Annotated in this window: 26 protein-coding genes and 1 riboswitch; of the genes, 19 read left to right on the top strand and 7 right to left on the bottom strand. The window is 49.9% G+C overall.

The features are described from left to right. Positions 1 to 94: 94 nt before the first annotated feature. The 3 genes from MKY82_RS28805 (at position 95) to MKY82_RS28795 (ending at position 2,234) form a co-directional block, all read left to right on the top strand. Positions 95 to 313: an alpha/beta-type small acid-soluble spore protein gene (locus MKY82_RS28805; protein WP_015737431.1), complete on the top strand. Its 219-nt coding sequence runs from the start codon at positions 95 to 97 to the stop codon at positions 311 to 313. Positions 314 to 598: 285 nt separating this feature from the next. Continuing rightward, positions 599 to 1,537 (top strand): heme o synthase, encoded by a 939-nt coding sequence (gene cyoE, locus MKY82_RS28800; protein WP_071222376.1) that lies wholly within the window; start codon positions 599 to 601, stop codon positions 1,535 to 1,537. A gap of 79 nt (positions 1,538 to 1,616) precedes the next feature. Beyond that, complete coding sequence (locus MKY82_RS28795; RefSeq protein WP_220683902.1) at positions 1,617 to 2,234, top strand: SCO family protein; 618 nt, start codon at positions 1,617 to 1,619, stop codon at positions 2,232 to 2,234. 75 nt (positions 2,235 to 2,309) lie between these two features. On the opposite strand, the gene MKY82_RS28790 is transcribed toward MKY82_RS28795, so the two are convergent. Continuing rightward, on the bottom strand, positions 2,310 to 2,657 hold the full coding sequence (locus MKY82_RS28790; RefSeq protein WP_071222378.1) for a toprim domain-containing protein: 348 nt from the start codon (positions 2,655 to 2,657) through the stop codon (positions 2,310 to 2,312). Between the two features lie 433 nt (positions 2,658 to 3,090). Next, positions 3,091 to 4,263 carry an MFS transporter gene (locus tag MKY82_RS28785; protein ID WP_220683903.1) on the bottom strand — a complete coding sequence of 391 codons (1,173 nt, stop codon included), beginning with the start codon at positions 4,261 to 4,263 and terminating at the stop codon, positions 3,091 to 3,093. A 180-nt stretch (positions 4,264 to 4,443) separates the two neighbouring features. Between MKY82_RS28785 and MKY82_RS28780 the strand changes: the two genes are divergently transcribed. The 3 genes from MKY82_RS28780 (at position 4,444) to MKY82_RS28770 (ending at position 8,346) form a co-directional block, all read left to right on the top strand. Next, positions 4,444 to 4,890 carry a hypothetical protein gene (locus MKY82_RS28780; RefSeq protein ID WP_220683904.1) on the top strand — a complete coding sequence of 149 codons (447 nt, stop codon included), beginning with the start codon at positions 4,444 to 4,446 and terminating at the stop codon, positions 4,888 to 4,890. Between the two features lie 113 nt (positions 4,891 to 5,003). Next, positions 5,004 to 6,152: a transglutaminase domain-containing protein gene (locus tag MKY82_RS28775; protein ID WP_220683905.1), complete on the top strand. Its 1,149-nt coding sequence runs from the start codon at positions 5,004 to 5,006 to the stop codon at positions 6,150 to 6,152. A gap of 142 nt (positions 6,153 to 6,294) precedes the next feature. Continuing rightward, on the top strand, positions 6,295 to 8,346 hold the full coding sequence (locus MKY82_RS28770) for a penicillin-binding protein 2 (protein WP_220683906.1): 2,052 nt from the start codon (positions 6,295 to 6,297) through the stop codon (positions 8,344 to 8,346). A gap of 63 nt (positions 8,347 to 8,409) precedes the next feature. Here MKY82_RS28770 and MKY82_RS28765 read toward each other — a convergent pair whose 3' ends face one another. Next, positions 8,410 to 8,871 (bottom strand): SRPBCC family protein, encoded by a 462-nt coding sequence (locus MKY82_RS28765; protein ID WP_220683907.1) that lies wholly within the window; start codon positions 8,869 to 8,871, stop codon positions 8,410 to 8,412. Positions 8,872 to 9,130: 259 nt separating this feature from the next. Between MKY82_RS28765 and MKY82_RS28760 the strand changes: the two genes are divergently transcribed. The 3 genes from MKY82_RS28760 to MKY82_RS28750 are packed head-to-tail and all read left to right on the top strand — an operon-like array spanning position 9,131 to position 12,046. After that, on the top strand, positions 9,131 to 9,877 hold the full coding sequence (locus MKY82_RS28760) for a Cof-type HAD-IIB family hydrolase (RefSeq protein ID WP_220683908.1): 747 nt from the start codon (positions 9,131 to 9,133) through the stop codon (positions 9,875 to 9,877). Positions 9,878 to 9,884: 7 nt separating this feature from the next. Continuing rightward, entirely contained in the window at positions 9,885 to 10,364 is a 480-nt protein-coding gene (locus tag MKY82_RS28755) for a DUF456 family protein (RefSeq protein WP_071222385.1), read from the top strand. Between the two features lie 56 nt (positions 10,365 to 10,420). After that, positions 10,421 to 12,046, top strand: coding sequence for a polysaccharide biosynthesis protein (locus tag MKY82_RS28750; protein ID WP_220683909.1), 1,626 nt, complete (start codon positions 10,421 to 10,423; stop codon positions 12,044 to 12,046). Between the two features lie 83 nt (positions 12,047 to 12,129). Here MKY82_RS28750 and MKY82_RS28745 read toward each other — a convergent pair whose 3' ends face one another. Continuing rightward, entirely contained in the window at positions 12,130 to 13,521 is a 1,392-nt protein-coding gene (locus tag MKY82_RS28745) for a DUF2515 family protein (RefSeq protein ID WP_220683910.1), read from the bottom strand. Between the two features lie 138 nt (positions 13,522 to 13,659). On the opposite strand from MKY82_RS28745, the gene MKY82_RS28740 reads away from it, so the two are divergent. The 8 genes from MKY82_RS28740 to MKY82_RS28705 all read left to right on the top strand — a co-directional run bounded on the left by MKY82_RS28740 (position 13,660) and on the right by MKY82_RS28705 (position 20,230). Continuing rightward, positions 13,660 to 14,004 carry a thioredoxin family protein gene (locus tag MKY82_RS28740; protein ID WP_071222388.1) on the top strand — a complete coding sequence of 115 codons (345 nt, stop codon included), beginning with the start codon at positions 13,660 to 13,662 and terminating at the stop codon, positions 14,002 to 14,004. Positions 14,005 to 14,248: 244 nt separating this feature from the next. Further along, entirely contained in the window at positions 14,249 to 15,223 is a 975-nt protein-coding gene (locus tag MKY82_RS28735) for a heme A synthase (RefSeq protein ID WP_194544544.1), read from the top strand. Positions 15,224 to 15,321: 98 nt separating this feature from the next. Next, on the top strand, positions 15,322 to 15,516 hold the full coding sequence (locus MKY82_RS28730; protein WP_194545161.1) for a hypothetical protein: 195 nt from the start codon (positions 15,322 to 15,324) through the stop codon (positions 15,514 to 15,516). A 46-nt stretch (positions 15,517 to 15,562) separates the two neighbouring features. Beyond that, a complete protein-coding gene (locus tag MKY82_RS28725) occupies positions 15,563 to 16,282 on the top strand; it encodes a Cthe_2314 family HEPN domain-containing protein (RefSeq protein ID WP_071222391.1) in 720 nt (239 codons plus the stop codon). Positions 16,283 to 16,403: 121 nt separating this feature from the next. Further along, a riboswitch (SAM riboswitch) is annotated at positions 16,404 to 16,550 on the top strand. Positions 16,551 to 16,657: 107 nt separating this feature from the next. Beyond that, positions 16,658 to 17,674, top strand: coding sequence for a methionine ABC transporter ATP-binding protein (locus tag MKY82_RS28720; protein WP_194544543.1), 1,017 nt, complete (start codon positions 16,658 to 16,660; stop codon positions 17,672 to 17,674). Continuing rightward, on the top strand, positions 17,674 to 18,342 hold the full coding sequence (locus MKY82_RS28715; protein ID WP_194544542.1) for a methionine ABC transporter permease: 669 nt from the start codon (positions 17,674 to 17,676) through the stop codon (positions 18,340 to 18,342). The genes MKY82_RS28720 and MKY82_RS28715 overlap by 1 nt, the downstream gene beginning before the upstream one ends. A 69-nt stretch (positions 18,343 to 18,411) precedes the next feature. Further along, positions 18,412 to 19,254, top strand: a complete 843-nt coding sequence (locus MKY82_RS28710; RefSeq protein ID WP_194544541.1) for a MetQ/NlpA family ABC transporter substrate-binding protein — start codon at positions 18,412 to 18,414, stop codon at positions 19,252 to 19,254. Between the two features lie 202 nt (positions 19,255 to 19,456). After that, entirely contained in the window at positions 19,457 to 20,230 is a 774-nt protein-coding gene (locus MKY82_RS28705) for an SDR family oxidoreductase (RefSeq protein ID WP_071222395.1), read from the top strand. 197 nt (positions 20,231 to 20,427) lie between these two features. On the opposite strand, the gene MKY82_RS28700 is transcribed toward MKY82_RS28705, so the two are convergent. Next, positions 20,428 to 20,673: a NifU family protein gene (locus tag MKY82_RS28700; protein WP_006212609.1), complete on the bottom strand. Its 246-nt coding sequence runs from the start codon at positions 20,671 to 20,673 to the stop codon at positions 20,428 to 20,430. 82 nt (positions 20,674 to 20,755) lie between these two features. Here MKY82_RS28700 and MKY82_RS28695 point away from each other — a divergent pair, with 82 nt between their 5' ends. Then, positions 20,756 to 21,004, top strand: coding sequence for a YuzB family protein (locus MKY82_RS28695; protein WP_194544540.1), 249 nt, complete (start codon positions 20,756 to 20,758; stop codon positions 21,002 to 21,004). A gap of 57 nt (positions 21,005 to 21,061) precedes the next feature. On the opposite strand, the gene MKY82_RS28690 is transcribed toward MKY82_RS28695, so the two are convergent. Together MKY82_RS28690 and mqnE are read right to left on the bottom strand one after the other, a co-directional pair. Further along, complete coding sequence (locus MKY82_RS28690; protein WP_339219825.1) at positions 21,062 to 22,120, bottom strand: FAD-dependent oxidoreductase; 1,059 nt, start codon at positions 22,118 to 22,120, stop codon at positions 21,062 to 21,064. Positions 22,121 to 22,276: 156 nt separating this feature from the next. Further along, positions 22,277 to 23,383, bottom strand: coding sequence for an aminofutalosine synthase MqnE (gene mqnE / locus MKY82_RS28685; protein ID WP_113060088.1), 1,107 nt, complete (start codon positions 23,381 to 23,383; stop codon positions 22,277 to 22,279). A 392-nt stretch (positions 23,384 to 23,775) separates the two neighbouring features. On the opposite strand from mqnE, the gene MKY82_RS28680 reads away from it, so the two are divergent. Next, the gene (locus MKY82_RS28680; protein WP_071222399.1) at positions 23,776 to 24,135 is read left to right on the top strand and encodes an iron-sulfur cluster assembly accessory protein; all 360 of its coding nucleotides are present in this window, start codon (positions 23,776 to 23,778) and stop codon (positions 24,133 to 24,135) included. The last annotated feature ends 132 nt before the right edge of the window (positions 24,136 to 24,267 follow it).

Raw genomic sequence — 24,267 nt, 5'->3', positions numbered from 1 at the left:
TTAAAAAATACGTATAACGTTGCAAGAAGGAGCCATAATAAGTTTGCAAGCTTGCACTGGAATAACAGACATTCAGTGAAGGGAGATATTTAATATGGCACGCCGCAGCAACAATTTGGTTGTACCTCAAGCTACTGCAGCATTACAACGTTTGAAACTCGAGGCTGCTCAAGAACTAGGCGTAACGATTCCTCAGGACGGTTACTATGGTAACTATACTTCCCGTGAAACAGGATCCCTGGGTGGATACATTACAAAACGTTTGGTACAGCAAGCTGAACAGGCTCTTTCGGGGTCTGGCCGCACGCTGTAATCTCTTTCTCATAACGTGAGTATGGAAGCCCGGAGCGCTATCATTGCGCTCCGGGCTTTGTATTCATATTACGGGATCGACACTCACCTTTGCTACATAGACAAATTGTGCCTTAAACAACGGCATAACGTCAAGAATAGATCGCTTCCAAATGTCACTGAATTGTCATATAGATGGAACGAATTCCGAAGGATTGCTAAACACTTTTTACTAATGATATGATAAACTTTATAGCGGAGGCAGTACTTCCTCCATAACGACAGATACAAGGAGGAACGTTTACACGTGGATAATCACTTGAGATACCAGGCTCCTTCAGAATCCGCAGCACTTGCCTCGGCAGCGCCTGCACCTCCCGATAAGGCGGGGACTTGGAAAGATTTTATCACGGTGACGAAGCCCGGAATCATCCGGTCAAATTTGATAGCTGCTTTTGCCGGATTTTGGCTAGCATCGCGTTGGGATATCCAATTTGGATTGATGATTATGACACTTCTCGGAACCGTGCTTGTTATGGCTTCGTCCTGTGTTTTCAATAACTATTTCGACAGAGAGCTCGACATGAAGATGGAGCGCACACGGAATCGCTCACTTCCAACCGGACGGCTGACACCTAAGGTTGTTCTTTGGTATGCCATCATACTTGGGGTCGTTGGACTAGCTATGTTATTCCTGTTCTCAGGGGTATTGGCCGGGATATTCGGAGCGATCGGAATGTTCGTATACGTTGTGGTATACACATTATGGCTAAAGCGTTCATCAACATGGAGCACATCGGTAGGCGCTATTTCCGGAGCGATGCCTCCGGTGATCGGCTATGTGGCCGTGACAGGAAGCGTAGATATGGCTGCGGTGCTGCTGTTCGCACTTCTGTTTCTGTGGCAGCCGCCACATTTCTGGGCGCTGGGCATTCGCCGCGTTGAAGAGTATCGCGCAGCGGGCTTCCCGTTATTGCCGGTTGTTAAAGGAATTAAACGCACGAAGTATCAGATGATTCCTTACCTGGTGCTGCTTATTCCGATCCCTATTCTGATGTACACGTATGGGTACGCCGGTATTTTTTTTCTGGTTATCGGACTCTTCCTGGCTGTTTGGTGGCTCTACGCCGCACTCCAAGGTTTCCGTGCCAAGGACGATGAAGCTTGGTCCAAAAAAGTATTTATTATCTCCATCAACTACTTGACCTTGAGCCTGATCGTTCTCATACTCAATACCACCTTTTAATAGGTGGAAGGGCTTAAACGCTACACTAAACCTGATAAGAACAGGGATTGCCTGAGACGAAGGGAGAACGGGGAAGGTCATGAATGCATTCAAACGTTACAAATGGACTTGGGTACTACTCGCTGTCTGTGTAATAGCAGCAATTTACCTGGTATACAATTCGCTGGGATTCGGAAAAGAAAAGTTTCCTATCGTTCGTGAGGTTGCCGCTTATTCCATGGAGAATGTGGATGGAAAGACGATCACATCGGATGATACCAAAGGCAAGGTGAAGCTCATGTACTTCTATTTCACCAGCTGCCCAGATGTGTGCCCGATTACGACACTGGTACTTTCGCAAATACAGGAAGACTTGAAGAAAGAGGGCCTCTTCGGTAAAGAGGTTAACTTCGTGTCCATCTCCTTTGATCCGGAAACCGATACAAAAGAGAAGATTAAGGAATTCGGGGACCGTTTCTATGCTGATTATAGCGGCTGGTACTTCCTTCGTGGAGATCAGGAGGAAACACGGAAGCTGATGCAGGACTCTTTCAAAATCCCGCTGCTCGGCAATAACTCGACGAATTTCACGCATGGCAATTCCATTGCATTGGTTGACCGGGACAACAATATTCGGAAGACTTATAATGCAGCAGACCCGGCCGAAGTGAAGACCGAGGATATTGTGAAGGACATTAAGTCCTTAATTAAGGAATAACCTATAGGTAAAACCAAAAGGCGCGATCTATCGTTAAGGATGGAGACGCCTTTTTATTATTTTAAAACAAGGTCATCAGAATTCAGCAGGAGGCGGGTAAATGATGAACTCTTCCAGCCCGGCCTTCTCTAACTGGGCAATCAGGTACTCGTCAGGCGTTCCTTCAACTCCGGCGTAACCCCGGCGCGTATAAATCTGTTCGGCATCAGGAAAGATGTCGCGCAGGGCACCGCGAATTTTTTTGCCGGAGCTGTCGTTATCCATAAAAAGATAGACCTCTTGATCCTTCACCTGTTTATGAAGGCTTTCAAGCTTGGCGGTGTTTAACGTTCCGAACGTGCACAAGATGGTTATATCTGATGTCAGCAATCGGCGTAGTCGACTCCTGTCGTTCTTACCCTCTACGATGATGAATATCGGCATCTTTTTTCACCTCTGTCATGATACGGAGATCCTTGGCGGCATTCCCCGGGAAATGATAATCCGCCGTCGAATGATGGATATGTCGAATGGTGTATGTATAGTGTAACTTGTTTCTTGCCGATCATGCAAAGCAGGCAAAATAAACGGCCATCCAGTGGATGGCCGCAACAAGATTAACCCATGTATTCTAGTAGAAACAGCTCAAGATGATGACGAGCAGAATATACAATACAAGAACCATTCCTACAGAATTTCCATGGCCTCCTGTATGACAATGTTTATGATGATGAACATGACTCATGATTACTTCACCCCTTGGTTAGATGTACGTGGTCATTTGCCACACTGTATCTTATGTGGATTTACCCATATGGACTGTGTGTTGGCCCATCCGCATCTTTTTGGGCGCTGACTCAAGCCAGATACAGCTTCCTCAGACGGTTGAGATTGGGGCTTCCGGTGAGATGGCCGTTAAAGGGGCTTCACGATTGCGTTTGGGGAGCAGCAGCAGAACGGTCATCAGCATCAGAAACGCGATGAAATAAGGTGACACCACCGTTCGGAGCTGTCCAGCCGCAATAGGGCCGACAAAGGAACCAAGCGACATGGCGATGGATTGAAATGAGAATACTTTCCCGAGTCTGCCTCCGCCGCTTAGCTCGATGAACAATGAGGATAATGCCGGAAACAGCAATCCTTTAGCTAGCCCGAGTGCAAACAGGATGATCATAATCGGTACATGGTCAGCTGCGGCCAGAGCGTAGAAGCAAATCGCCAGCCCCAATACGCCGATGGCTACTCTGATATGGGGCGCATAACGATTAAGAAACAGCATGCTTAATGTGACCAAAGCTCCAAGACTAATGACGGAGAATAGAAGTCCGGTGGACATAATGCTTGCCAGCCCGCTTTCTCGCAGCGGTATTTCAAAAAACAGGATTCCTTGAGAGCATGCGATAGCAAACGGAATCAAATATAAACGCAAGCTAAAAGGAAGCCGCGCCGGTGCCCCGTTGTTGATCGGAACAGCAGCCTGACCTTTATCCTTAGCAGTGGCTGACAGAGGCTTCGGGAGACTGAGAAACGCCATCAAACCGGTGAAAATCAAAAGCCAGCCCAGACTCTGGAATGTACCGGAAAATCCTGCTTTGGCTACAATGAAAGCGCCGGCGGCCGGGGACAAGACGGAGGCAAGAGTGTGTATTACGCCATGACCGGACATATATTTGCCTTGCGTAACAGGATCCCGGGAGAGTGACGCAAGCAGTGCCAGACAGGCCGGTGACAAAAAGGCCAGAACGAATCCGCTGATTGAGCGGAGCACGAGCAGCTGCCAGGGCAATTGGACATGAGCCTGGAGCAGCAGGATCACACCAGCGGCGGTTAAGCTGAAAATAATGTAGCGTCTGCTGCCGTGCCGATCGATCAGATTGCCTGCAAGCAGATTGCCAGGCAGATGGGTCAGAGCATAAATGCCCATCATCCAGCCGATAAACGTAGGGGCTGCGCCAAGAGAGATGGCAAAAGGCGTCAGTACAGGATACTGAGCATGCAAATCAAAAAACGCCAGAAACAAAAACATATAGAGCCATAAAGCGGTTTTCAATATGGCACCCTCCTATCCGGCAAGTTGATATTGTTACTACTACTTGTACGTTCGAAAGGGCAAGCTTATACCTTTTTGTGAAAAGACCCGGTTGGCTGACAGCTTTGCGGGGTATCATGTATAATTAATAAGACGGCCATGAACCGCCGCTTTTGAAACGATGAACGGGAGTGAATTGTATTGGATACTCAGGTCTGGATTGAATTTCTCAAACAAAACTGGCTGGTCATTGCCATCGCCTTAATTATCTTGTTTATTGTGCTGAACGTGGTGAGAACCGTCATTAAGTGGGCGCTGGCCGTACTTATTATCGTGGGATTGTTAGTGTACAGCGGAATTTCCTTAGATAAAATCGGCGAGGTTGTAACCACGGTGAAGGAAGAAACGGTAGACACGATAAAAAAAGAAGCGCTGAACATGATGATGAAAGAAGCGAAGGAAGCGAAATATACCTCGAACGAGGACGGTACCTACTCCATTAAAGCTCCCAATCTGGAGCTGAAAGGAAGCGCCGATTCCGAAGAGGTTGAAGTGACTTTCCGCGGAGTTTCGGTAGGGAAGTGGGATATCAACGATACGATTCAGAACTTTATCGACGATGCCAAGAGCAATACGGCCTCTAAATAAAAAAAGATAGAACAACGCAATCGGAAGCGAATGTACGAGGGCGGCAGCGTTGTTCGTGCTGCAGCTCGATTACATCGGTTGACAAGACATCATGGGGAGAGGAGGGGATACCGTTGATGTCGGCATGGAAGGATAGTGTGCTGGGTGGAAACGGAATCACCATCTTGCTGCTGCTGATTGTGGCTTTTTCACTAATACAGGGATGGAGTCGCGGAGCCTCCCGGTCAGCCGGGAAGCTTGTTTTTTTTCTGGGGGATGCGGTGCTGCGCCTGGTCGGGCTTGCGATCTCCGTTCCTTTTACATTATGGTTATCACCTAAAGTAGGCGATTGGCTGGGTACGGTCTCCACTTTACCGAATCGAGAGCTGCGCTTCTGGGAACAGATTTATTATACAGCCGTAAAATCGCTGGCGGATTTCCCGCTGCTGCGGTTTGCGGTGCTGTTTATGTTAAGTTACGCCCTTATCGTATTTATGCTGCGTCTGCTCGTGTCCCTGATTATGGGAGGCAGGCTGGGACTCTTCGAAACGAGAAAAGATACATCGGCATCGCTGCTGAGCCGGCTAACAGGTGCGGGAATTGGCGTCATCATGGGCGCAGCGCGGAGCATTATTGTTATTGCGATCTTATTCATCTACGTCAGTTTGAATCCCGATCACGGCTTTAGCCGGTACGTTGAGGCTTCACCCGTTTATCAACAGGGGGCGAAGGCAGTAATAGAGCCTTTATCGGGCTCTCTCGTCCGCGAGAAGCTGCCGGTCTTTACCCAATCGGTTCAGGAAGAATTGAACGGGATCATTCAGCGGAAGTATGAGGTCATCGACCACAAGATTCCCGAGGGCATTGAGCAGACGGCAGCCCATGTTGTAAAGGGTTCGTCAACCGATGAAGAGAAAGCGCGAAAGCTCTATGATTGGGTTGGCAGCCGGATAACATATGATCACGACAAAGTGACCTTGTACGAAGAGCAGCGGATATGGAAAGAGCAGACACCGCAGGATACGTATGACACCAGGTTAGGCGTGTGCATTGATTATGCCCGGCTGTATGCCATGATGGCCCGGTCTCAGGATCTGAAAGTCCGGGTCGTAACCGGCAGGGGATATAATGGCCAAGGCGGTTATGGTCCGCATGCCTGGAATGAGGTCTACTTGAGTGAAGAGAAGCGATGGATACCGCTGGACCCGACCTGGGCACAGAGCGGAAACTGGTTTAACCCGCCTCGCTTTAATGAAACGCATATTAAGGAGCAGGTGTTTTGATCGTGTGTTGATATGGAGAAGGGCGGACTTTGGAGCAAGGGAAGTCCGCCCTTTCTCATCAGGAGGGCCCTTCCAGATGAAGTGGGGGGGCGTTTATGTTAATATGGGTTTATGTGATTGTGGATAAAGGGGAGAAGCATACGTGAAAGGGTTTAGGCCGGATAAGCGCAAACAAGAAGAACAAGATGCCGGCAGTCAGTTTAACTTGCGGGTTAATCTATTTTTTTTCAGCACTTTTATCATATTCTGTGTCATTATTATACGCCTTGCTATACTGCAGTTTGTTGAAGGACCTGAGCTAAAAGAGCTCGAAACCGGCGGACAGGTTAAAAATTTCCCGCTTCAGCCGATCCGGGGCAGCATCATTGATGCTTCCGGAACGCCGCTTGCCTACTCGACACCCTCCCAAGCACTGTATTTAACGCTGTTAAAGGATTACAGTTCATCCGAACGAGGGAAGAAGAACCGTCCGGAAATCGAAAAGCTGGCCGAGGAAATGGTCAGGGTCTTCGATCAATACGGTGATCCGAAAGCAGAGAAGCTAACGGTGGATGATGTGATCAAAGCGTTGGACCTGGAGTTTAACAAGCAGCCGGGTTATGAGCCAAGACGCATTAAGGCGAATCTCTCAACTAAAGAAGTGGCTTACTTTATGGAGCATAAGAACGAGTATCCCGGAGTCGAGGTCGTGGAAGAGAGCCAGCGTCAATACAACCCGGACAAAATCGCCGTTCAAACGATTGGTTATTTGAAAGAGTTCCGAGGCATTAAGACACTGGATAAATATAAGGAGATCGATGAGCAGAACAAGAAGCAAAAGGATCCGGGACTTATCTACACGGAGCAGGAGAAGGTCGGCGTAGACGGACTCGAAATGATGTTCCAGGATGAGCTGCGCGGCAAGAACGGATATATCGGCATTCCGATTAATCCGCAGAACATGGCGGACGGGGTACCGACCATGATTGCCCCGGAGAAGGGTTACAACATCCATACGACGATTCATAAGGACATCCAAAAAGCTACGCAGCAGGCGATCATCGATCAGCTGAAATGGCTGCACGCCAATCCGGTTTCCGGCAAAACGCATCCGAATGCGCTCACGGGTTATGCGGTAGCGATGGAAGTGGATACCGGCAACATTGTCGCCATGGCCAGCATGCCGGACTATGACCCCAACGTATGGGAGAATGGAACCGACGATTGGGAAACCGTCATGAAGTATTACGGCAACGGTACGATCTCTCCGTACAGTTCCGGGCGCTCCGGCAACAATCTGGAATCGGTCGTGCTGCTCGGCTCCACGATGAAACCTTTGTCGGTGCTCATCGGGCTTAACGAAAACTTGTTTGGGCCGAACGATTACTATCCTGATTCAGGTGCTGCATTCTTCGGTAAAGATAATACGAGGGTTCGGAACTCCGGCGGTAAAGCCTACGGGTCCCTGAACGCAAGAAAAGCGATCGAGCATTCCTCCAATGCCTTTATGGTTGACTGGATTGGGGAAAAGCTGTACAACAAGTACGGCTCCGAATCCGTTGATGTATGGGATAAGTACATGAAGAAATTCGGGCTTGGGGTATCAACCGAATCCGGTCTGCCGAAGGAGCATAAAGGCATCATCGAATATACCAACATCGAGCAGGCGGGGAGTTATCTGGCTGCCATGGCGTACGCCTCCTTCGGACAGTCCGGTAAATATACGACGCTCCAATTGGCGCAGTATGCCAGCACGCTTGCCAATCGGGGAGAACGCATTCGGCCGCAGCTTGCGAGCAAGATTGTGGATCAGGACGGCAATGTGATCAAGGAATTCAAACGCGAGGTATTAAATAAAGCGGAATTCCCAGAGCAGTACTGGAATGAAGTCATTGCAGGGATGAATACGCAAGGACTTCGAGCATTTGAAGATTTTAAATATGATTTTGCACGGAAGACAGGAACATCCGAGCAGGATATTTATAAAAACGGTACTCGGATCCGGGTGGAGAACGGGGTGTTCATCGCCTTTGCTCCACGGCAAAATCCGAAGCTGGCCGTCGCCGTGGTCATTCCGGAAGCAGGCTTCGGTTCCCAGAGTGCCGCGCCGGTTGCCCGTAAAATTTTTGACGCGTATGACGAGATTTACGGACTCGACGGTACGCCTCATCCTAAAAAAACCGAGGGTGAGAATGGGGATGGCAGTAACGAATAAGAGGATATTTTCAAAAACGGCAGCCAAGTGCCCTCAATGGGTTGGCTGCCGTTTTTTTATCCGTTACACATGGGCGTCTGGAGCTTTGTCCGCCACCAGATTAAGGACGACGTTAAACTCCAGCAGCGCTTTGAGGCCGCAGAGTACCATGGTGTATCCTCCCATGGAATCAATAGCTCCCTGTACCATTTCATCCGCATTGCCTGTAAATCCGGAGTGGGTAATGGCAACGAAGGTCTCATGATCGCCCCGTGGCGTGAATGTCCACTCGGTTTTGGTCTGGTCCGAAGACTCGATCGCGATGCGGTGATTGACTTCGATATGTTGAACGTACACGTCATCATGGACCCCGTACATCTCCCAATCCCAGCGAATATGGCTGCCTTCCTCCAGCTTGCCGCTGCTTTTGGTAAACCAGAACTTGGTTGTAATCTCAGGATCGATGAAAGCCTCGAATACTTCTGAAACGGGTCTTCGAATCAACATCTCTGCCGTCACGACAGGTGTCTCATTGAGTTTGGTCATATGAATTTTATGACTCCTTTCGGGGTTGTCTTCAGTAATATCGTAGCATATAGGTATTCATATTCTTTCTTTTACACTGCTCATTTATTTCAAGGGTCGTGTGCTTTGTTCGAGAGCTTGGGAAATACTACTTGAGACTAGCGTTACCTCAGTTTTGGCATGTCCGGGGCGGCTATTCATAGGGGAAATGTTTTGACGCCATGCCTTTTGTGGTAAAATGTCGTTATGTTTGCTTGTGATTCGTAAGGGGGTTAATACCATGAAACATAAATATCGATTGTTGGCACTGGATATGGACGGTACGCTGCTGCGGGACGATCATGAAGTGTCTGAGGAAACGGTGAAGTGGATCAAGGAAGCGGTAGGGCACGGCATTCATGTCTGTCTATCGACAGGCCGGCCGTTTCAGGACGCGTATCCGTATGCCAAACAGCTTGAACTGACGACACCGATGGTAACGGTGAACGGAGGCGAGGTATGGCGTGCGCCATATGAATTACACCGCCGCGCATTGCTCGACAGCAAGCTCGTGGAGCAAATGCACGCACTGGCCATTGAAACCGGATCATGGTTCTGGGCGTATTCAGTAGAAAGATTGTATAACTCTGAGAACTGGACCGACGATATCGCGAATCAGGAATGGCTGAAATTCGGTTACACCACGAATGATCATGAGGTGCGTCACAACATTTTGATGCGCCTGCAGGATATGGGCGGACTGGAGATCACGAACTCCTCGCCGGATAACCTGGAAATCAATCCGCAGGGCGTTAACAAAGCGACCGGAATCGGACAGGTGTGCGAGCTGCTCGGCATTAGCATGTCCGAAGTCGTAGCCGTAGGCGACAGCTTGAACGACCTGGCTGTGATTCAGCAGGCCGGCCTCGGCGTGGCGATGGGCAATGCCCAGCAGACGGTTAAGGATGAAGCGGACCTTGTGGTTTCCAGCAACAATGAGGACGGCATCGTTGAGGTCATCAGGGATCATATTTTGATCGAAAGGTGAGATGTTGATGGACATATTGGGCTGGATTATCGTTATCGCTCTGTTTATCATTGGGATGGCCGGAGCGATTTACCCTATTCTGCCGGGGGTTGTCGCCATTTATCTGGCGCTGTTCGTTTACGGCTGGTTCTTTACATTCGAGCATTACAATTCATGGTTCTGGATTATTCAGACCATCATTCTGGTGGTGCTCTTCATTGCCGATTATGCGGTTAACGCCTGGGGGGTTAAGAAGCTCGGCGGTTCCAAAGCCTCGATATGGGGCAGCACCATCGGTTTAATTATCGGGCCGTTCGTTATTCCCGCTTTTGGATTGATTATCGGACCGTTCCTCGGAGCATTTTTGGGTGAAATGCTGGCAGGTTCGGGACCGAGCAAATCCATGAAGGTTGGATTCGGATCGGTCATTGGATTGTTCAGCAGCATTGTGGTGAAGGTTATTTTACAGCTCGCGATGATTGTTATTTTCTTCATTTGGATTTTCTAATAGACGCTTAGGAATCGCTGTAAGAGGCGCTTTGGAGGAGAAAGAAGGGTACGGTTTTGTCAAAGAAAGAGTCATTTATTAAAGGTACGATCATCTTGGCCGCTGCTGCGTTGGTAGCCCGAGTACTGGGGCTCGTCCAGCGGGTGCCGCTGGAGCATATGCTGGATGATATAGGGGATGCCTCATTTACGATCGCCAATGCCGTGTATTTAATGCTGTTAACGGTAGCAACGGCCGGCATTCCCAGCACGCTCAGTAAAATGGTATCTGAGCGCCATGCTTTGAACAAGCCAGCGGAGGCCCGTCGTGTCTATCATGCTGCGCTTATTTTTGCCGGAGCAGCAGGCGTTGTCATGACGCTGCTGCTTTATTTCGGAGCCCCTTATTATGCTACCCATATTGCTAAGCAGCCGGAGGCCGCCGCGGCCATTCAGGCATTGGCCCCAGCGCTGCTGCTGTTTCCGGCCATCGCCATGATGCGGGGATACTTCCAGGGACGCAATAATATGGCGGCTGGCGGCATATCGCAGATTATTGAGCAGATTGCACGGGTTGTGACAGCGATCGGTTTGGCCTATGTGCTGCTGCGGATGGGTTACGACGATACCTGGATTGCAGCCGGCGCCTCCTTCGGGGGCGTACTCGGCAGTATCGGAGCATTTGCAGTCATGCTGTACTTCACGGTTAAACTTCGTCGAAGTGATCGTGAGCTCAAGATGCCGGCAGCGGACCGTTCCATTCCGCTTGGCGGGATATACCGGGATATATTCACGTTGTCTATACCGATTGTGCTGTCTTCCCTGGCGGTTCCGGCTGTTTACTTTATTGACAGCTCGATCGTCAAGCCGCTGTTGATCGGACAGATTGGTTTGGAACAGGCGACTGCAGCCCTCGCTGTACTGGGAAATCGGGCGCAGAGCGTCGCGGGGATTCCGCCGATTCTAGCCATTGCCCTGAGCACCTCGCTCATTCCGATCATCTCTGCAGCGTTTGCGAAGAAAGATCAGGAGCATCTGGAACAGCAAGTATCGCTGGCTATGCGTATTGCCATTTTAACAGGCATGCCGATGGTGATTGCGCTATGCGTGGCATCCTATTCCATTAATGGTTTGCTGTTCAGTTCCTTGGGCGGCAGCGGGATTATTGGATTTCTGACGTTCGGTACGATTTTCCAAATCACGATGATGACCACAAATTCCATTCTTCTCGGAATCGGCAAGGCCAAGCTCTCGATGATTCACGTGATGGTTGGGGTTGTGGTCAAGCTTGCAGCCAGCTTCCTGCTTGCTCCGTTCTTTGGAATCTACGGGATCATAGGGAGCACGGCGCTCTGTTTCCTTGTCATTACGATACTGAATATAAGATCGATTAAAAGGATTGTATCCTTCTCCATCCTGGGCAAACGCTGGACGGGCTTCGTGCTGACGGTGATTGCTGCCGGGGGAATCGGATATGGCCTGAATCTGGCCGGTATTCAAATGGTCGATGTCATGCCGGCACGGTTGGCATTCCTGCTGACTTGCCTGGTTGTAGGCGTGGCCGTAGTCATTATATATCTTGTCCTGCTGGTGGTGTTTGGCGTATTGCGGCAATCGGAGCTGAGCAGTTACCCGCGCCTACTGCAGAAGGTGTTCCGTCCGCTTATGAGACTGCAGCCTGCACGTATGCGGGAGCGGGGATAGAGACATAGACTAAGTTTCACTTATCTTGTAAATAGAACCGAAAAGAGACCTTCCTTGCAGTATCGGGACGGTCTCTTTTCATTTTAATGCGGATGGAACTGATCAGACACATCATGCACGATGGAGGTTTTCTCCAGAGCGGCCCGATGGGCGTGGGTAATATCCGGCAGCAGCGGCCGTAACGGTTTGCGGATATGCCTAAACATCGCACGGCCCTGAAACCAGTCGTACCGGGGAATCGGCTCGGGGGGGTCATCCTCCCAGATCTCCTCAAGATAAGGGCTGTACAGACGTTGGCCACCCGGGAGCCATTCGGAAGTGATGAGGTCAGATCCCGCGTGGCCATGATTCATGGCTTGCTCAAGGGTCGGCGTAAATAAGCCCGGCCAGTATTCAGCGCGCGATCCTTGGTGCTTGGTGGATCGCGCGAAGGCCAGCACAGCGCGGTAAATCTCCTCATACCCAAACAATAAAGCATACAGCGAACGGCCAGCCTTGATCCGAATGGACAGGTCGTCAAACTTGGGGATGGTAAGTCCGGCCAGTGGCCTGGTTGGGGATAGGAGCTTTGGCCCAGCGCTTTCCCCCGACTCTGTTCGTTGGACTTGACCCAGCGGAAACACGATTTGATTCAACCGGGTCAGCTCATGCATCCGAAAGAAGGGATTCTCCAGAATATGTTGTTGGTAAAAAGGATGTCTCGCCACACGCCCCTCAATATAGTTCTGTTCATTAATGATGAGTGCCACCGTAAGCAGCGAACTGCTCTGATCCTGCCAGAACTGTTCCCAGAACGGTGTCATGAACGATGAAACATGAAAGTGGGGGAGTAAATGAAATAGGGGCTTGCCTTTATTTCGACTGTGTATATAGAGAAGCAGCTGGGGGTAGGCGTCCTGGAAAATCAGCGCATTGCAGCGCTCCAGGAAACGGTACAGATTGCTCTTGAATGTCGGATCCGTGAGATCCGACATCAATCCGCCTTTCAGATCGCTCATATTCCACCCGGCATTACGCGATACCATATGGGCCAGCAAAGCCCAATGCAGCTCAGGATGCGATATATAACAGTCCAAATAGGCTTGCGTACGCGTTACGTTGCTCCGGTTGGCTGCGGCTGCGGCCTCCTGAATATGATGAATCAACTGCTGCTCTTCTTGGGATAGCTGAACATCTGCACCTGGTTCATGAATCCGAATATCGCTATACCCTTGCATGGAAGGGAACAGAAACGGGGTAACGCTCTGCTGCAGATAGGGATGGGAGTATAGGATTTCCTTGAGCTTTACGCGAATTCCCCTTACCGCTGCAGGGTCCCATTGCAATTCGTGTCTGCTTGTCCGGAGCTTTAAGGAGAATCGCCATGATGCAATCATCCCCGACCATGATTCTGTCAGGGCCTGCGGAATGGCTGACGCCCATGACCATACATCCTTGCCCTGGTTTTTTTTATTTTTGACTCCGTTCGAGTGCATTCGGGGGTCACCTGCACTTTCTGATGGTTAATCCCTGTCTGTGAACATCATAATGTCAGTATGCTCTAAAATTTGACTTCCACTCAACATTTTGATTCACTAAGGGTGAAGGAACTCGACGTAAAGGGGAGATAATCAATGGAAAAAATCACTTCGGAAGCAGAATTTCAGGTTGCAATCCAGTCTCCGCGACTGACTGTTGCCGTATTTAAAGCAGACTGGTGCGGCGATTGCAAGTTTATCGATCCATTCATGCCGGAGGTTGAGACGAAGTTCTCAAACCAATTGACTCTGGTAGAGGTTGACGTCGATGCTGTCGGTGACGTGAGTCAGCAGCAAAATATTTTGGGTATCCCCAGCTTTGTTGCATACTCCGATGGACGCGAGCTGGTTCGCTATGTTAACAAACTCCGCAAATCGCGCGAGGAAATTGAAGATTTCCTGCAGCGTGCCGTGGACGTATACAGTACGATTCATAAGTAAGGGTGACCATAGCACCGCCGCCTTGATCTATAATTGGCGGCGGTGTTGTTTTATATATCGAATAGAGATATGGCGATGAAGTCAAGTACCTGGATCATGAAGGTTTTTCTCATTTTTGAACATTTTGTCACAATCGCTCAAGTGACCGTGGCGGCAGAATCAGGTATAATGAAATGTGGACTGTGTACGATGCGATCCTGTAAAGGTTTAAATAGTGAATGATTAGGAGCAGCAGGTGAGATAAGTGAATGATAAACAACTAAAATGGCTGAGTTACATAACATGCTTAGTTATGTTCTGCGCGACGTTCGGTGGCATGGTTGTGACAAAGACGGGCTCGGGACTCGGTTGCGGTCAGGAGTGGCCGCTGTGCAACGGTAAATTTGTTCCCGCTTACACGGTATCCTCCATGATTGAGTATTCACACCGGGCCGTTAGTGGAATGGCGGGTTTGGCGGCGCTCGCTTCGCTGATTGCGTTCTGGAAGTACAAGCGGGATCGCCGGGATTTGATGGCTTATGTTATCGGGACCTCGGTATTCGTTATTGTACAGGCGATCATGGGTGCGCTTGCGGTGGTTAAGCCTCAATCGGCTGCGATTATGGCGCTGCATTTTGGCTTCTCGCTGATTGCCTTTGCTAGCTCTGTCATGCTGGCTTTGGGTATGCGGCGGGTAGAACAGGCGAAGGGGCCCGTAGACTTGGAGCGTCTGCCTCGGGTAAGCAAGGGCTTCCGTAATTTAGTATGGGGCACAACCTTGTACAGTTACATCGTGGTTTATATCGGTGCATTCGTGAGCCATACCGATTCCCGGGAAGGGTGCTCCGGCTGGCCGCTGTGTAACGGGGAAGTGATACCGGAGCTGAGCGGAGGGGTAGGCATCGCCTTTATGCACCGCGTGGCGGCGCTTCTGCTGCTGATCGTTGTGGCGGTGATGGGGCATTTTGCATATTGGCGCAACCGCGACAACCGGGAGATCCAGATGCTGGGCATCTCGGCAACCGTGCTCTGCCTGCTGCAGGTGTTCAGCGGCGCCCTCATTATGGCAACGATGCATAACGAGGAGGTTTACGTATTCTCCGCACTGGGGCATACCTTGTTGATCTCCGCCTTATTCGGCGTACTGTGTTATTTAAGTGTCAGGGTTTGGCAGCTCAGCAGGCCGGTTAAAGCCGAAATGCGGCCGGATCATAGCATGCCAAGCGAAAAGATCGTATAAGAAAAAAAGCAAAAAAAAGATCGAATTTCAGGCAACATCTTTTATGCAAAGTCCCCGAGCTTGCCTCGAGGGCTTTGTTGTATAGTAAGGGGGAGCCGATGATAACCAAGCCATCCGCAAGACGTGTCCGATATCAAGGAGATGGGGGTTGTCTGGTCGTTTCGGGGGCATCCTATAAGAACAATCCCCTGATGGATGAACGAATGAAACCGGGATACCCGGATGAGTTATTCCCGCGTGAGGATATCGTGAAAACGGTTGAAACGCGGTGGAATCCCTATTTTGGCAAATAGCGATCCAAGAACCAAGGTTAATCTGATGACGCGAGGGGGTACCGCCATGCTTCGAATGCTACTTGGGGAACAGCCCCGGCAGAATAACGGCCTGCTTGAGGAAGCCATTGAATCGATGGTCCAAACAACCCGGCTGCTGCAGAAGGAAATGGAGAAAAATCAGGATCCGACGCATGATTTTCGCAAGCTTGAGATTTGGACCCGGGGGTTGATCGTTTCCCTGGATGAGCTGGAACAGAGCTGGAATGCGGCCCGGCATTTCAGCCAATCGATCCAATCGGGTTACATCGATGACATGTCGATTCAGGAGCAAGGGGAATATCAGCGGTATGTGTATTTTTACAAAAACGGCTTCATCCGCGTATTTTCGATCCTTGACAAGCTGGGGACGGTGTTGAACGATTTGTATGATCTTCATACCTCCAAGGTGAAGGCGCATTTCTCTTATTTTACGGTCCTGCGGCAGTTTAAATTCCTGAAGGCCCACGGAGAGCTGGCCAAAGAGCTGGAGGAGATCAAGGATCGTTACAAAACACCGCTGAACACCCTCCGGAAACGGCGCAACGCCGAAATCCATTACATGAATTCCGAGATGCAGGATGATTTGTGGCAGCGTCATCAAGGACTGTCGGACAAGATCGAGCTGGAGGATATCGGCCAGCACCTGGACGATCTCAAACAGGGCGTTGATATGGTATGCCGGAGTCTGGCGGCCTCTTATAAATATACGAACAAGCTTTGGGCGAAAAATGGAGTCAGGACTTAGGCACAAAATCGCCATGAAATTCCTTTTGACAAAAACCTGAAAAGAATCTATACTAACTATTGCATTCATTAAATGTTATCAAATCAGATCAAATTAATCGGAAAAATTTCATATCGATGTTTTCTTATCGAGAGAGGCGGAGGGACAGGCCCGATGAAGCCCGGCAACCGACTCCAGCGTGTAATTGCTTAACGCGATGACGCATGGAGTGACATGGTGCTAATTCCTTCAAAGCTACAGGATATCCTTTGGCTTTGACAGATGAGAAAAGGCGTTGACTTTTACGTAAAGAGGGCCCTTTTTGATTCTACAAAAAGAGGCTCTTTTCTTTTGGGTAAATAGATATGAAGCTATGGAAAAAGGAGGATTATCGGATTGATTGAGCTCAAGCAATTGACGAAACAGTACGGAAAAGCCGGAACTTTAACAACTGCGTTGTCCGAATTGGATTTGTCGATTGAAAAAGGAGAAATTTTCGGAGTGATCGGACACTCCGGTGCAGGTAAAAGTACATTGATCCGTTGTATCAATTTGTTGGAGCGTCCTACCTCGGGCGAGGTGTGGGTGAACGGTAAGAACTTAACGTCGCTTGGCAAGAAGCAGCTTCAGGCGGAACGCCGCAAAATCGGCATGATTTTTCAGCACTTTAACCTGTTGTCATCGGCGACGGTGTACGATAACATTGCGTTTCCGCTGCGTCTGATCAAGACGCCGAACGCCGAACTGGAACGTAAAGTATCCGAGTTGTTGGCCTTGGTCGGGCTCGAGGCGCATCGGGACAAGTACCCGTCTCAGCTATCTGGGGGCCAGAAGCAGCGGGTGGGCATCGCCAGAGCGCTCGCGAGTGATCCGGAAGTACTGCTGTGCGACGAAGCCACTTCGGCTCTTGACCCGCAGACGACGGATTCGATCCTGCGCCTGCTGCTGGACATTAACAAAAAGTTTCATCTGACGATCGTGCTGATTACCCATGAAATGCATGTGATTCAGAGCATATGCGACCGGGTCGCCGTCATTCATCAAGGCGGCATCGTGGAGCAAGGGCCGGTAACGGAAGTGTTCCTGAAGCCGAAGCATGAGGTAACCCAGGAATTTATCCGTCAGGAGATGGACAGCGGCGAAGCGCTCCGGCTGGCCATCCAGGGACAGACAAACGGACCTTCAAGGGCGGTGCAGATTACGTTCCTTGGATCGAAAACGTACGAATCAATTCTGTCCCATACCGTCCATGAGACGGGCGTGAATTTTGCAATTCTGCAGGGTACCATTTCCACGATCAAAGAAACGCCGTACGGCCAACTCATTGTCCGTTTTGAAGGGGAAGAGGGCGCTATTGAAGATACGATTCGGAAGCTCCTTGAGCAAGGATTAGACGTGGAGGTGATTCATTAATGTTCGAACTCGATTTTACCCAGATCGACTGGAAAGAAATATGGACGGCAACCTTGGATACCCTTCGGATGCTGGGGGCATCGGCATTGTTCAGCTTCATTATCGGACTGCCGATTGGCGTGCTGCTCTACATGGCCGCTAGATCCACATCCGGCCTGGTACGCTTCGGATACTCGATCCTGTCGTTCATTGTGAACATCCTGCGTTCGATTCCGTTCATTATCCTGATCGTTGCGATGATTCCGATTACGAAATCGCTTGTGGGTGTTTCTTATGGCGTGCTGGGAACCATTCCACCGCTCGTGATAGGCGCGGCGCCATTCTTCGCCAGACTCGTGGAAACCGCCTTGAATGAGGTGGACAAAGGGGTCATTGAAGCGGCTCATGCCATGGGCTCCTCGACAAGCCAAATCATATGGAGGGTTCTCCTTCCGGAGGCTCGCCCGGGTTTGCTGGCTGGGATGACCATTACGATTGTAACCCTGGTCTCGTATACCGCGATGTCCGGTCAAGTCGGCGGCGGCGGGTTGGGCGATTTGGCCATCAAGTATGGATATTACCGTTATGAGACCGAGATTATGATTCTGGCCGTCGTATTAATGATTGTGCTGGTACAACTGCTGCAAATGGCAGGAGATCGCTTGGTCCGACATTTTACAAGAAAATAACGGAATGGATGAGGCATCAAGGAAGACAATATAAAAAAATAATATATTTTCGGAGGGAGAGTTTTTAAAATGAAAAAATGGACATTGGCATTGATCAGCTTGACATTGGTTACGGTGCTGGCTGCGTGCGGCAGCAAGCCTGCGGATAACGCGGCTGAGCCAGGGGGAACAACAGGAGGCGGCGCTCAAGAGACCGTAACCTTGAAAGTAGGTGCTTCGCCTTCACCACACGCCAAAATTTTGGAGCATATCAAACCGGCGCTTGAAAAGGAAGGCGTGAACCTGGAAATCGTGGAATTTACGGATTATCTGCTGCCTAATACGCAAGTGGATTCCAAGGAAATCGACGCGAATTTCTTCCAACATAAGCCTTACCTGGATAATGAAATCAAAGAGCGCAAACTGGACCTGGAGTCCGTGATCGCCGTGCATGTGGAGCCGCTGGGTGCATACTCCAGAACGATTAAATCGGCCGATGAGCTGAAGGATGGAGCCGTTGTGGCGATCCCAAGTGACCCATCGAATGCGGGCCGTGCATTGACCCTGCTGTCCAAGAATGGCGTCATTAAGCTGCAGGATGAAACCAAGCTTGAAGCTACCGCTAAGGATATCGTGGAAAATCCGAAGAACCTGGAGTTCAAAGAAGTTGAAGCCGCGATGCTGCCGCGTATGCTCGATGAGCTGGATCTGGCTGTCATCAACACGAACTACGCGCTTGAAGCGGGACTGGATCCAACAAAGGATGCTCTCTTTATCGAAGACAAAGAGAACCCTTACGCCAATCTGCTGGTAGCTCGTCCGGACAACAAGGACTCCGACGCCATTCAAAAATTGGCGAAGGCGCTGACTTCCGAGGACGTGAAGACCTTTATTGAAGAAGAGTACAAAGGTGCTGTCATTCCGGCATTCTAATTCGAGCACCAAGGCTCGATGATGCTGAACATAAGTTTCATCGTATTCGAGAAGAGAGGGCATTATCCAAAAGACCGTGGGTCTTTATGGATAATCCCTTTCTTTTTTTGTATAATGGGCCCTTCTGCCGGGTTTGCAAGTTGTTAGGCCATATCAAATCTTTTATACTGAAGGAAGGATATCCATCTGAGGAGGGAAAGCCTTGAAGGGAAAAGTGGCGCTGATTACAGGCAGTGCGACAGGATTAGGGAAAATGACGGCGCTGTCGTTAGCCCGGCAGGGATGTCATTTGGCTATAAATTATGTAAACAGCAAGGATGAAGCGGAAGCGCTCTCCCGCGAAATCGAGGGGTTTGGCGTGAAGTCCATTGCGATTAAAGCCGATATCGCCAGCGAGCGTGAGCTGTATTCATTGGTGGATCAGACGGAGGAGCAGCTGGGAAGCATCGATATCCTGGTGAACAACGCAGGGCCGTTCATTCGGGAACGTCGTCTATTCTCGGAGTACAGCCGCGACGAAATCGTACATATGGTGAATGGCAATTTAACCGGCGTCATGCTGCTGGACCACCGTGTTCTGCCTGCCATGCGGGAGAAAAAGTGGGGACGCATCATCCACTTTGGGTTCGGGCATGCCGGGGAAGCCCGCGCGTGGCCTCAGCGTTCAGCCTACGCTGCCGCTAAAGTGGGCCTGGTATCCTTTACGAAGACCCTTGCGGTGGAAGAAGCCCCGTATGGAATCACCGTGAACATGATCTGTCCGGGGGATATTCGCGGAGCCAACAAGGAGAAGACTATCGATGAGGTATCGGGCATCCAAGACGGGCTGACCCCGCGCGGACGATCGGGAAGCGGGGAGGACGTCGCCAGGGTGATCGAATATTTATGCCTGGATAAGTCGGATTTCATTACCGGCAATATCATGGATATATCCGGCGGGCTGGATCCGATCCGTCCGTTGATTAAACCGGAATAACCTAAAATGACGCCACAAAGTGGAGTCCATGCTGCTATGCTAATTCCAAATTCTTTTTACTTTGCGGGGCTCCCTAAACATATCATTGCAGTTAAAGAATTGCTTATGCTCCGCTGAAAACTTATATATTCTTTAATTTCAAAAAAAGAGTCTTGGTTCCACGAGGGAAACCAAGACTCTTTATAGTTAAAGAAGATTTAGAATACTTGAACTACTTCTTGAATGCCTTCTACTTCTTCAACCAGGGCGCGTTCGATCCCTGCTTTCAGAGTAATGGTGGAGCTAGGGCAGCTACCGCATGCACCCATCAATTTCAGCTTAACGATGCCGTCTTCAACGTCAACCAGTTCCACGTCACCGCCGTCGCGCTGAAGGAACGGACGAAGTTTATCAAGCACTTCAGCCACTTCATCATATACAGTGGTTTGCGTGTTTTCACTCATCTTGTTCAACTCCTTTCCTCCCTATATTATAGTACATAAACCGGCAAAATAAAATGCCAATCTTAAGGCAGGTCTAATAACAATGTCCATTATCATTGAGTTTTGCACAAGCAATTCCTATTTCGGAACGGATAAAGTTCTGCAGACGCTTGAAGCCAAGTACGATTGTCAAGTCATCGAATACGGCTGCCTGACCAGCTGCGGCCAGTGCTACCTGATGCCCTTCGCTTATGTGGATGGCGAATGGGTCGAGGCCCCCACGGCTGAAGAGCTGCTTGACGTTGTCATAGCCAGACTGGAAAGCTTTCAGGACAGCGAAGAGGAAAACTGACGCCGGATACCTGGCATTTCCGTAAGGAAGAACATAGCGACTGCAGTCTGTTCGTTGCTAGTAATGACGCTTGGATTTCCAGAGAACGCCGCTCTTCAATATTCTTGGTACCCGTCCCAGCACCGACGTGCTGCCCATGAGACCAAAGCCCGCATGTTTGCCGAGGGAGCCGAGGGTTCCCTTGAGCTTCAGCGGAGATACCTTTGGCGTATCATCACGCCATAAGGCTTTCATGACATGTCCCACTTGCTCGGCTTGAGCCCCGGCTGCCTGCGCGCTTGGGACGAACGGAAGGCTGGCGCAGTCACCGATCACGTACACTTCCGGATGGGACGGAACCTGATACCACTCGTTCAGCAGAATGCGTCCGCTGCGGTCTTTTGGCAGATCGAGATCCTGTACGACCTTTACGGGCTGAATGCCTGCCGTCCATACGGCCAGGTCGGTTGCGATAGGCACATCCAGATTGTACACGGCATCCTTCTCAACTCGGGATACGGAAACCCCGCTGTGGATATCCACATGGTGTTCCTCAAACCAGCGATGAATATAAGCAGACAAACGGTTAGGAAAAGAAGAAAGTACCCGTTGTCCCCGGTCCAAAATGGCGATATTAAGGTCAGGCCGGCTTTCACGAAGATCGGCAGCGAGTTCGATGCCGCTTAAGCCTCCGCCAATGATATGAACATGACCATAAGGTCTGAGGTTGTTCAGGTGCAAATAGGTTTCCCGGGATGCAGAAAAAGATTGCAGGCTAAACGTGAATTCTTCTGCGCCCGGTACGCCATGATAACGGTCCGTACATCCCAGAGCAATGGCGAGTTGGTCGTATTCCACGGGATCGTTGTTCGTCAGGTTAACAAGCCTCTTCTCTAGATCGATGGATGTGACTTCACCATATACAATTTGGAGGCGGTCATACACCGGGAATTTAACACGAACGGCGGTATCGGCCACGGTGCCTGCTGCCAGCGCGTAGTATTCGGTTTTGAGTCCTTGGTATGGCATGCGGTCGATGAGCACGACCTCCACGTCCGGAGGAAGATAGCTGCTGAATAATTCTTGAATTAGGGCAAGACCACCATAGCCTCCGCCGAGAATGACGAGCTTTTTCATAAATTTCTTCCTTTCTCAAGAGATAAGAAGGTGAGCGCCGATTCGCAAGAAAAACGCCGCTGGAAGCGGCTTAGGTTACCCACGCTATATTATCTCTTTAACCTGTTTTCCGTTTTTTGGAACGTCTCTCGTTTGCTTAAATCCTGCTGGTAAGACTTATTCGTAAACCTTGATCTCGTTGTAGAAGGTATCGCGTTCAACCGGAATCCGGCCAGCGCCTTGGATGAGCCAGACGAGCTCTTTGCGTGTCAGCCCTTCCGGGGTCAAGGCTCCTGCAGCATGGCTGATGCGTTCTTTCAGGATCGTACCATGGACATCGGAAGCGCCGAAGCTGAGAGCAACTTGAGTCAATTGCGGTCCGATATTAATGAAGTACGCTTTGATGTGGTCGATATTATCGAGCATCAGACGGCTGATGGCAATGGTCTTCAAATCCTCGTAGGCCGAATTGCGGCGCATGATGCCTGCATTCTTATTCTTCGGCTGCATGGACAGCGGAATGAATACCATGAATCCACCGGTTTCATCTTGAAGATCCCGAATTTGCAGCATATGGCGGATCCGGTCCTCATGGCTCTCGATCGATCCGTAGAGCATGGTCGTATGCGTCTTCATGCCAAGCTTATGTGCGGTACGGTGAACGTCGAGGTATTGATCTACGTTGGCTTTATCCACCTTCATCTTCTGACGGTATTGGTCAGACAGAATTTCGGCGCCGCCGCCCGTTAAAGACTGAAGACCAGCTTTCTGCAGTTCTTGAAGTACTTCCTTCGTGCTGAGTCCGCTAATGCGAGTGAAGAATTCAATCTCCGCCGCGGTATAGGCTTTCAGGGTTACTTCCGGGAAACGCTCGCTCAATGCCTTCAGGGAGTCTACATAGTACTGGAACGGCACATGGTTATTATGTCCGCCAACGATGTGAAATTCACGAATCCCGGGATGAATATGCTGCTCGACATACTCGATCATCTCAGCGCCGGAGAGGGTGTAGGAGCCTTCCTCGCCTTGATCTTTCCGGAAATTGCAAAAAGCGCAGTGGGATTCGCATACATTCGTGAAATAGAGACTCATATTCTCAATGAAGTAAACTTTTTTCCCGTTCTTGCGCAAATTTGCTTCATTAGCCAGCTGCCCGAGGGTCAGCAGGTCATCGGTTTGGTACAAATACACACCGTCTTCAAGATTCAGGCGTTCGCCGTTTTGGACTTTCGCAACGATCTCCGCCATTCTCTGATCGGTAAATGGTGTCACAATTGTGGACATGTTCAATCCTCCTGTTCACACTTGACCTGCATAGAAGATCCAGCAGAAAAAGCGATCATAAAGTGAATCACTCCCCTAAGGGAACGGTCCGTTTATAGTGGTATAACAACAAACATCAATAATGGGCTGAATAAATAAGTGAGTTTGTGAAAAAATATACAACTGTGGACCAGCCATAACCTTTGCCGCTTTTTAGCCGGGGGATGTGACAAATATCCAACAGTTGCCGCCCATGTTCCTTCCCTATTATAAACCTGACCCCTCGGGGTAGCAACACAAATAGAGGAAATGAAAATAGGTTATTCATTACATATCAAACGCCATCATAACAACCTTGAGCGAATTCGCGAAGAGGAGTATACTGAAAGAGTGAACGAAAAGGAGGGTGACCTATGATTACAATCAGCGACTCAGCTGCAGAACGTTTGAAAGAAATGCTTGCTGAACAGGAAACGCCCAATATGTTCCTTCGACTGGGTGTCACTGCCGGCGGCTGCAGTGGTTTTTCATATGCAATGGGCTTTGACGATCAAGAAACGGAAGCTGACGTATACATGGACCTGCAGGATATGAAAGTCGTTGTCGAGAAGGACGATCTGAAGTACCTGAACGGTCTGGAAATCGACTTCGAGGAATCCGGCATGACCGGCGGCTTCACCATCCACAACCCGAACGCCACCGTCACTTGCGGCTGCGGTTCGTCATTCCGTACGGCAACGGATGCGGGCAAACCGAACGAGGAGCCTTGCTAATAAGGACTCTCTAGAGGGCTAAAGCCTAAGTCCCAACAGTTAAAGACCTCTCCCGACAATCTTGTCGGAGAGGTCTTTATTGCGTTATCGGGAACATCCGCGTAGCCATATGAACCCCAAAAAAGCAGCCAA

The organism is Paenibacillus sp. FSL W7-1279, assembly GCF_037969845.1.
Classification (GTDB): domain Bacteria; phylum Bacillota; class Bacilli; order Paenibacillales; family Paenibacillaceae; genus Paenibacillus_AQ.
Note: the sequence above shows the minus strand (reverse complement) of the source record. Positions and strands in the feature narration are given on the sequence as shown.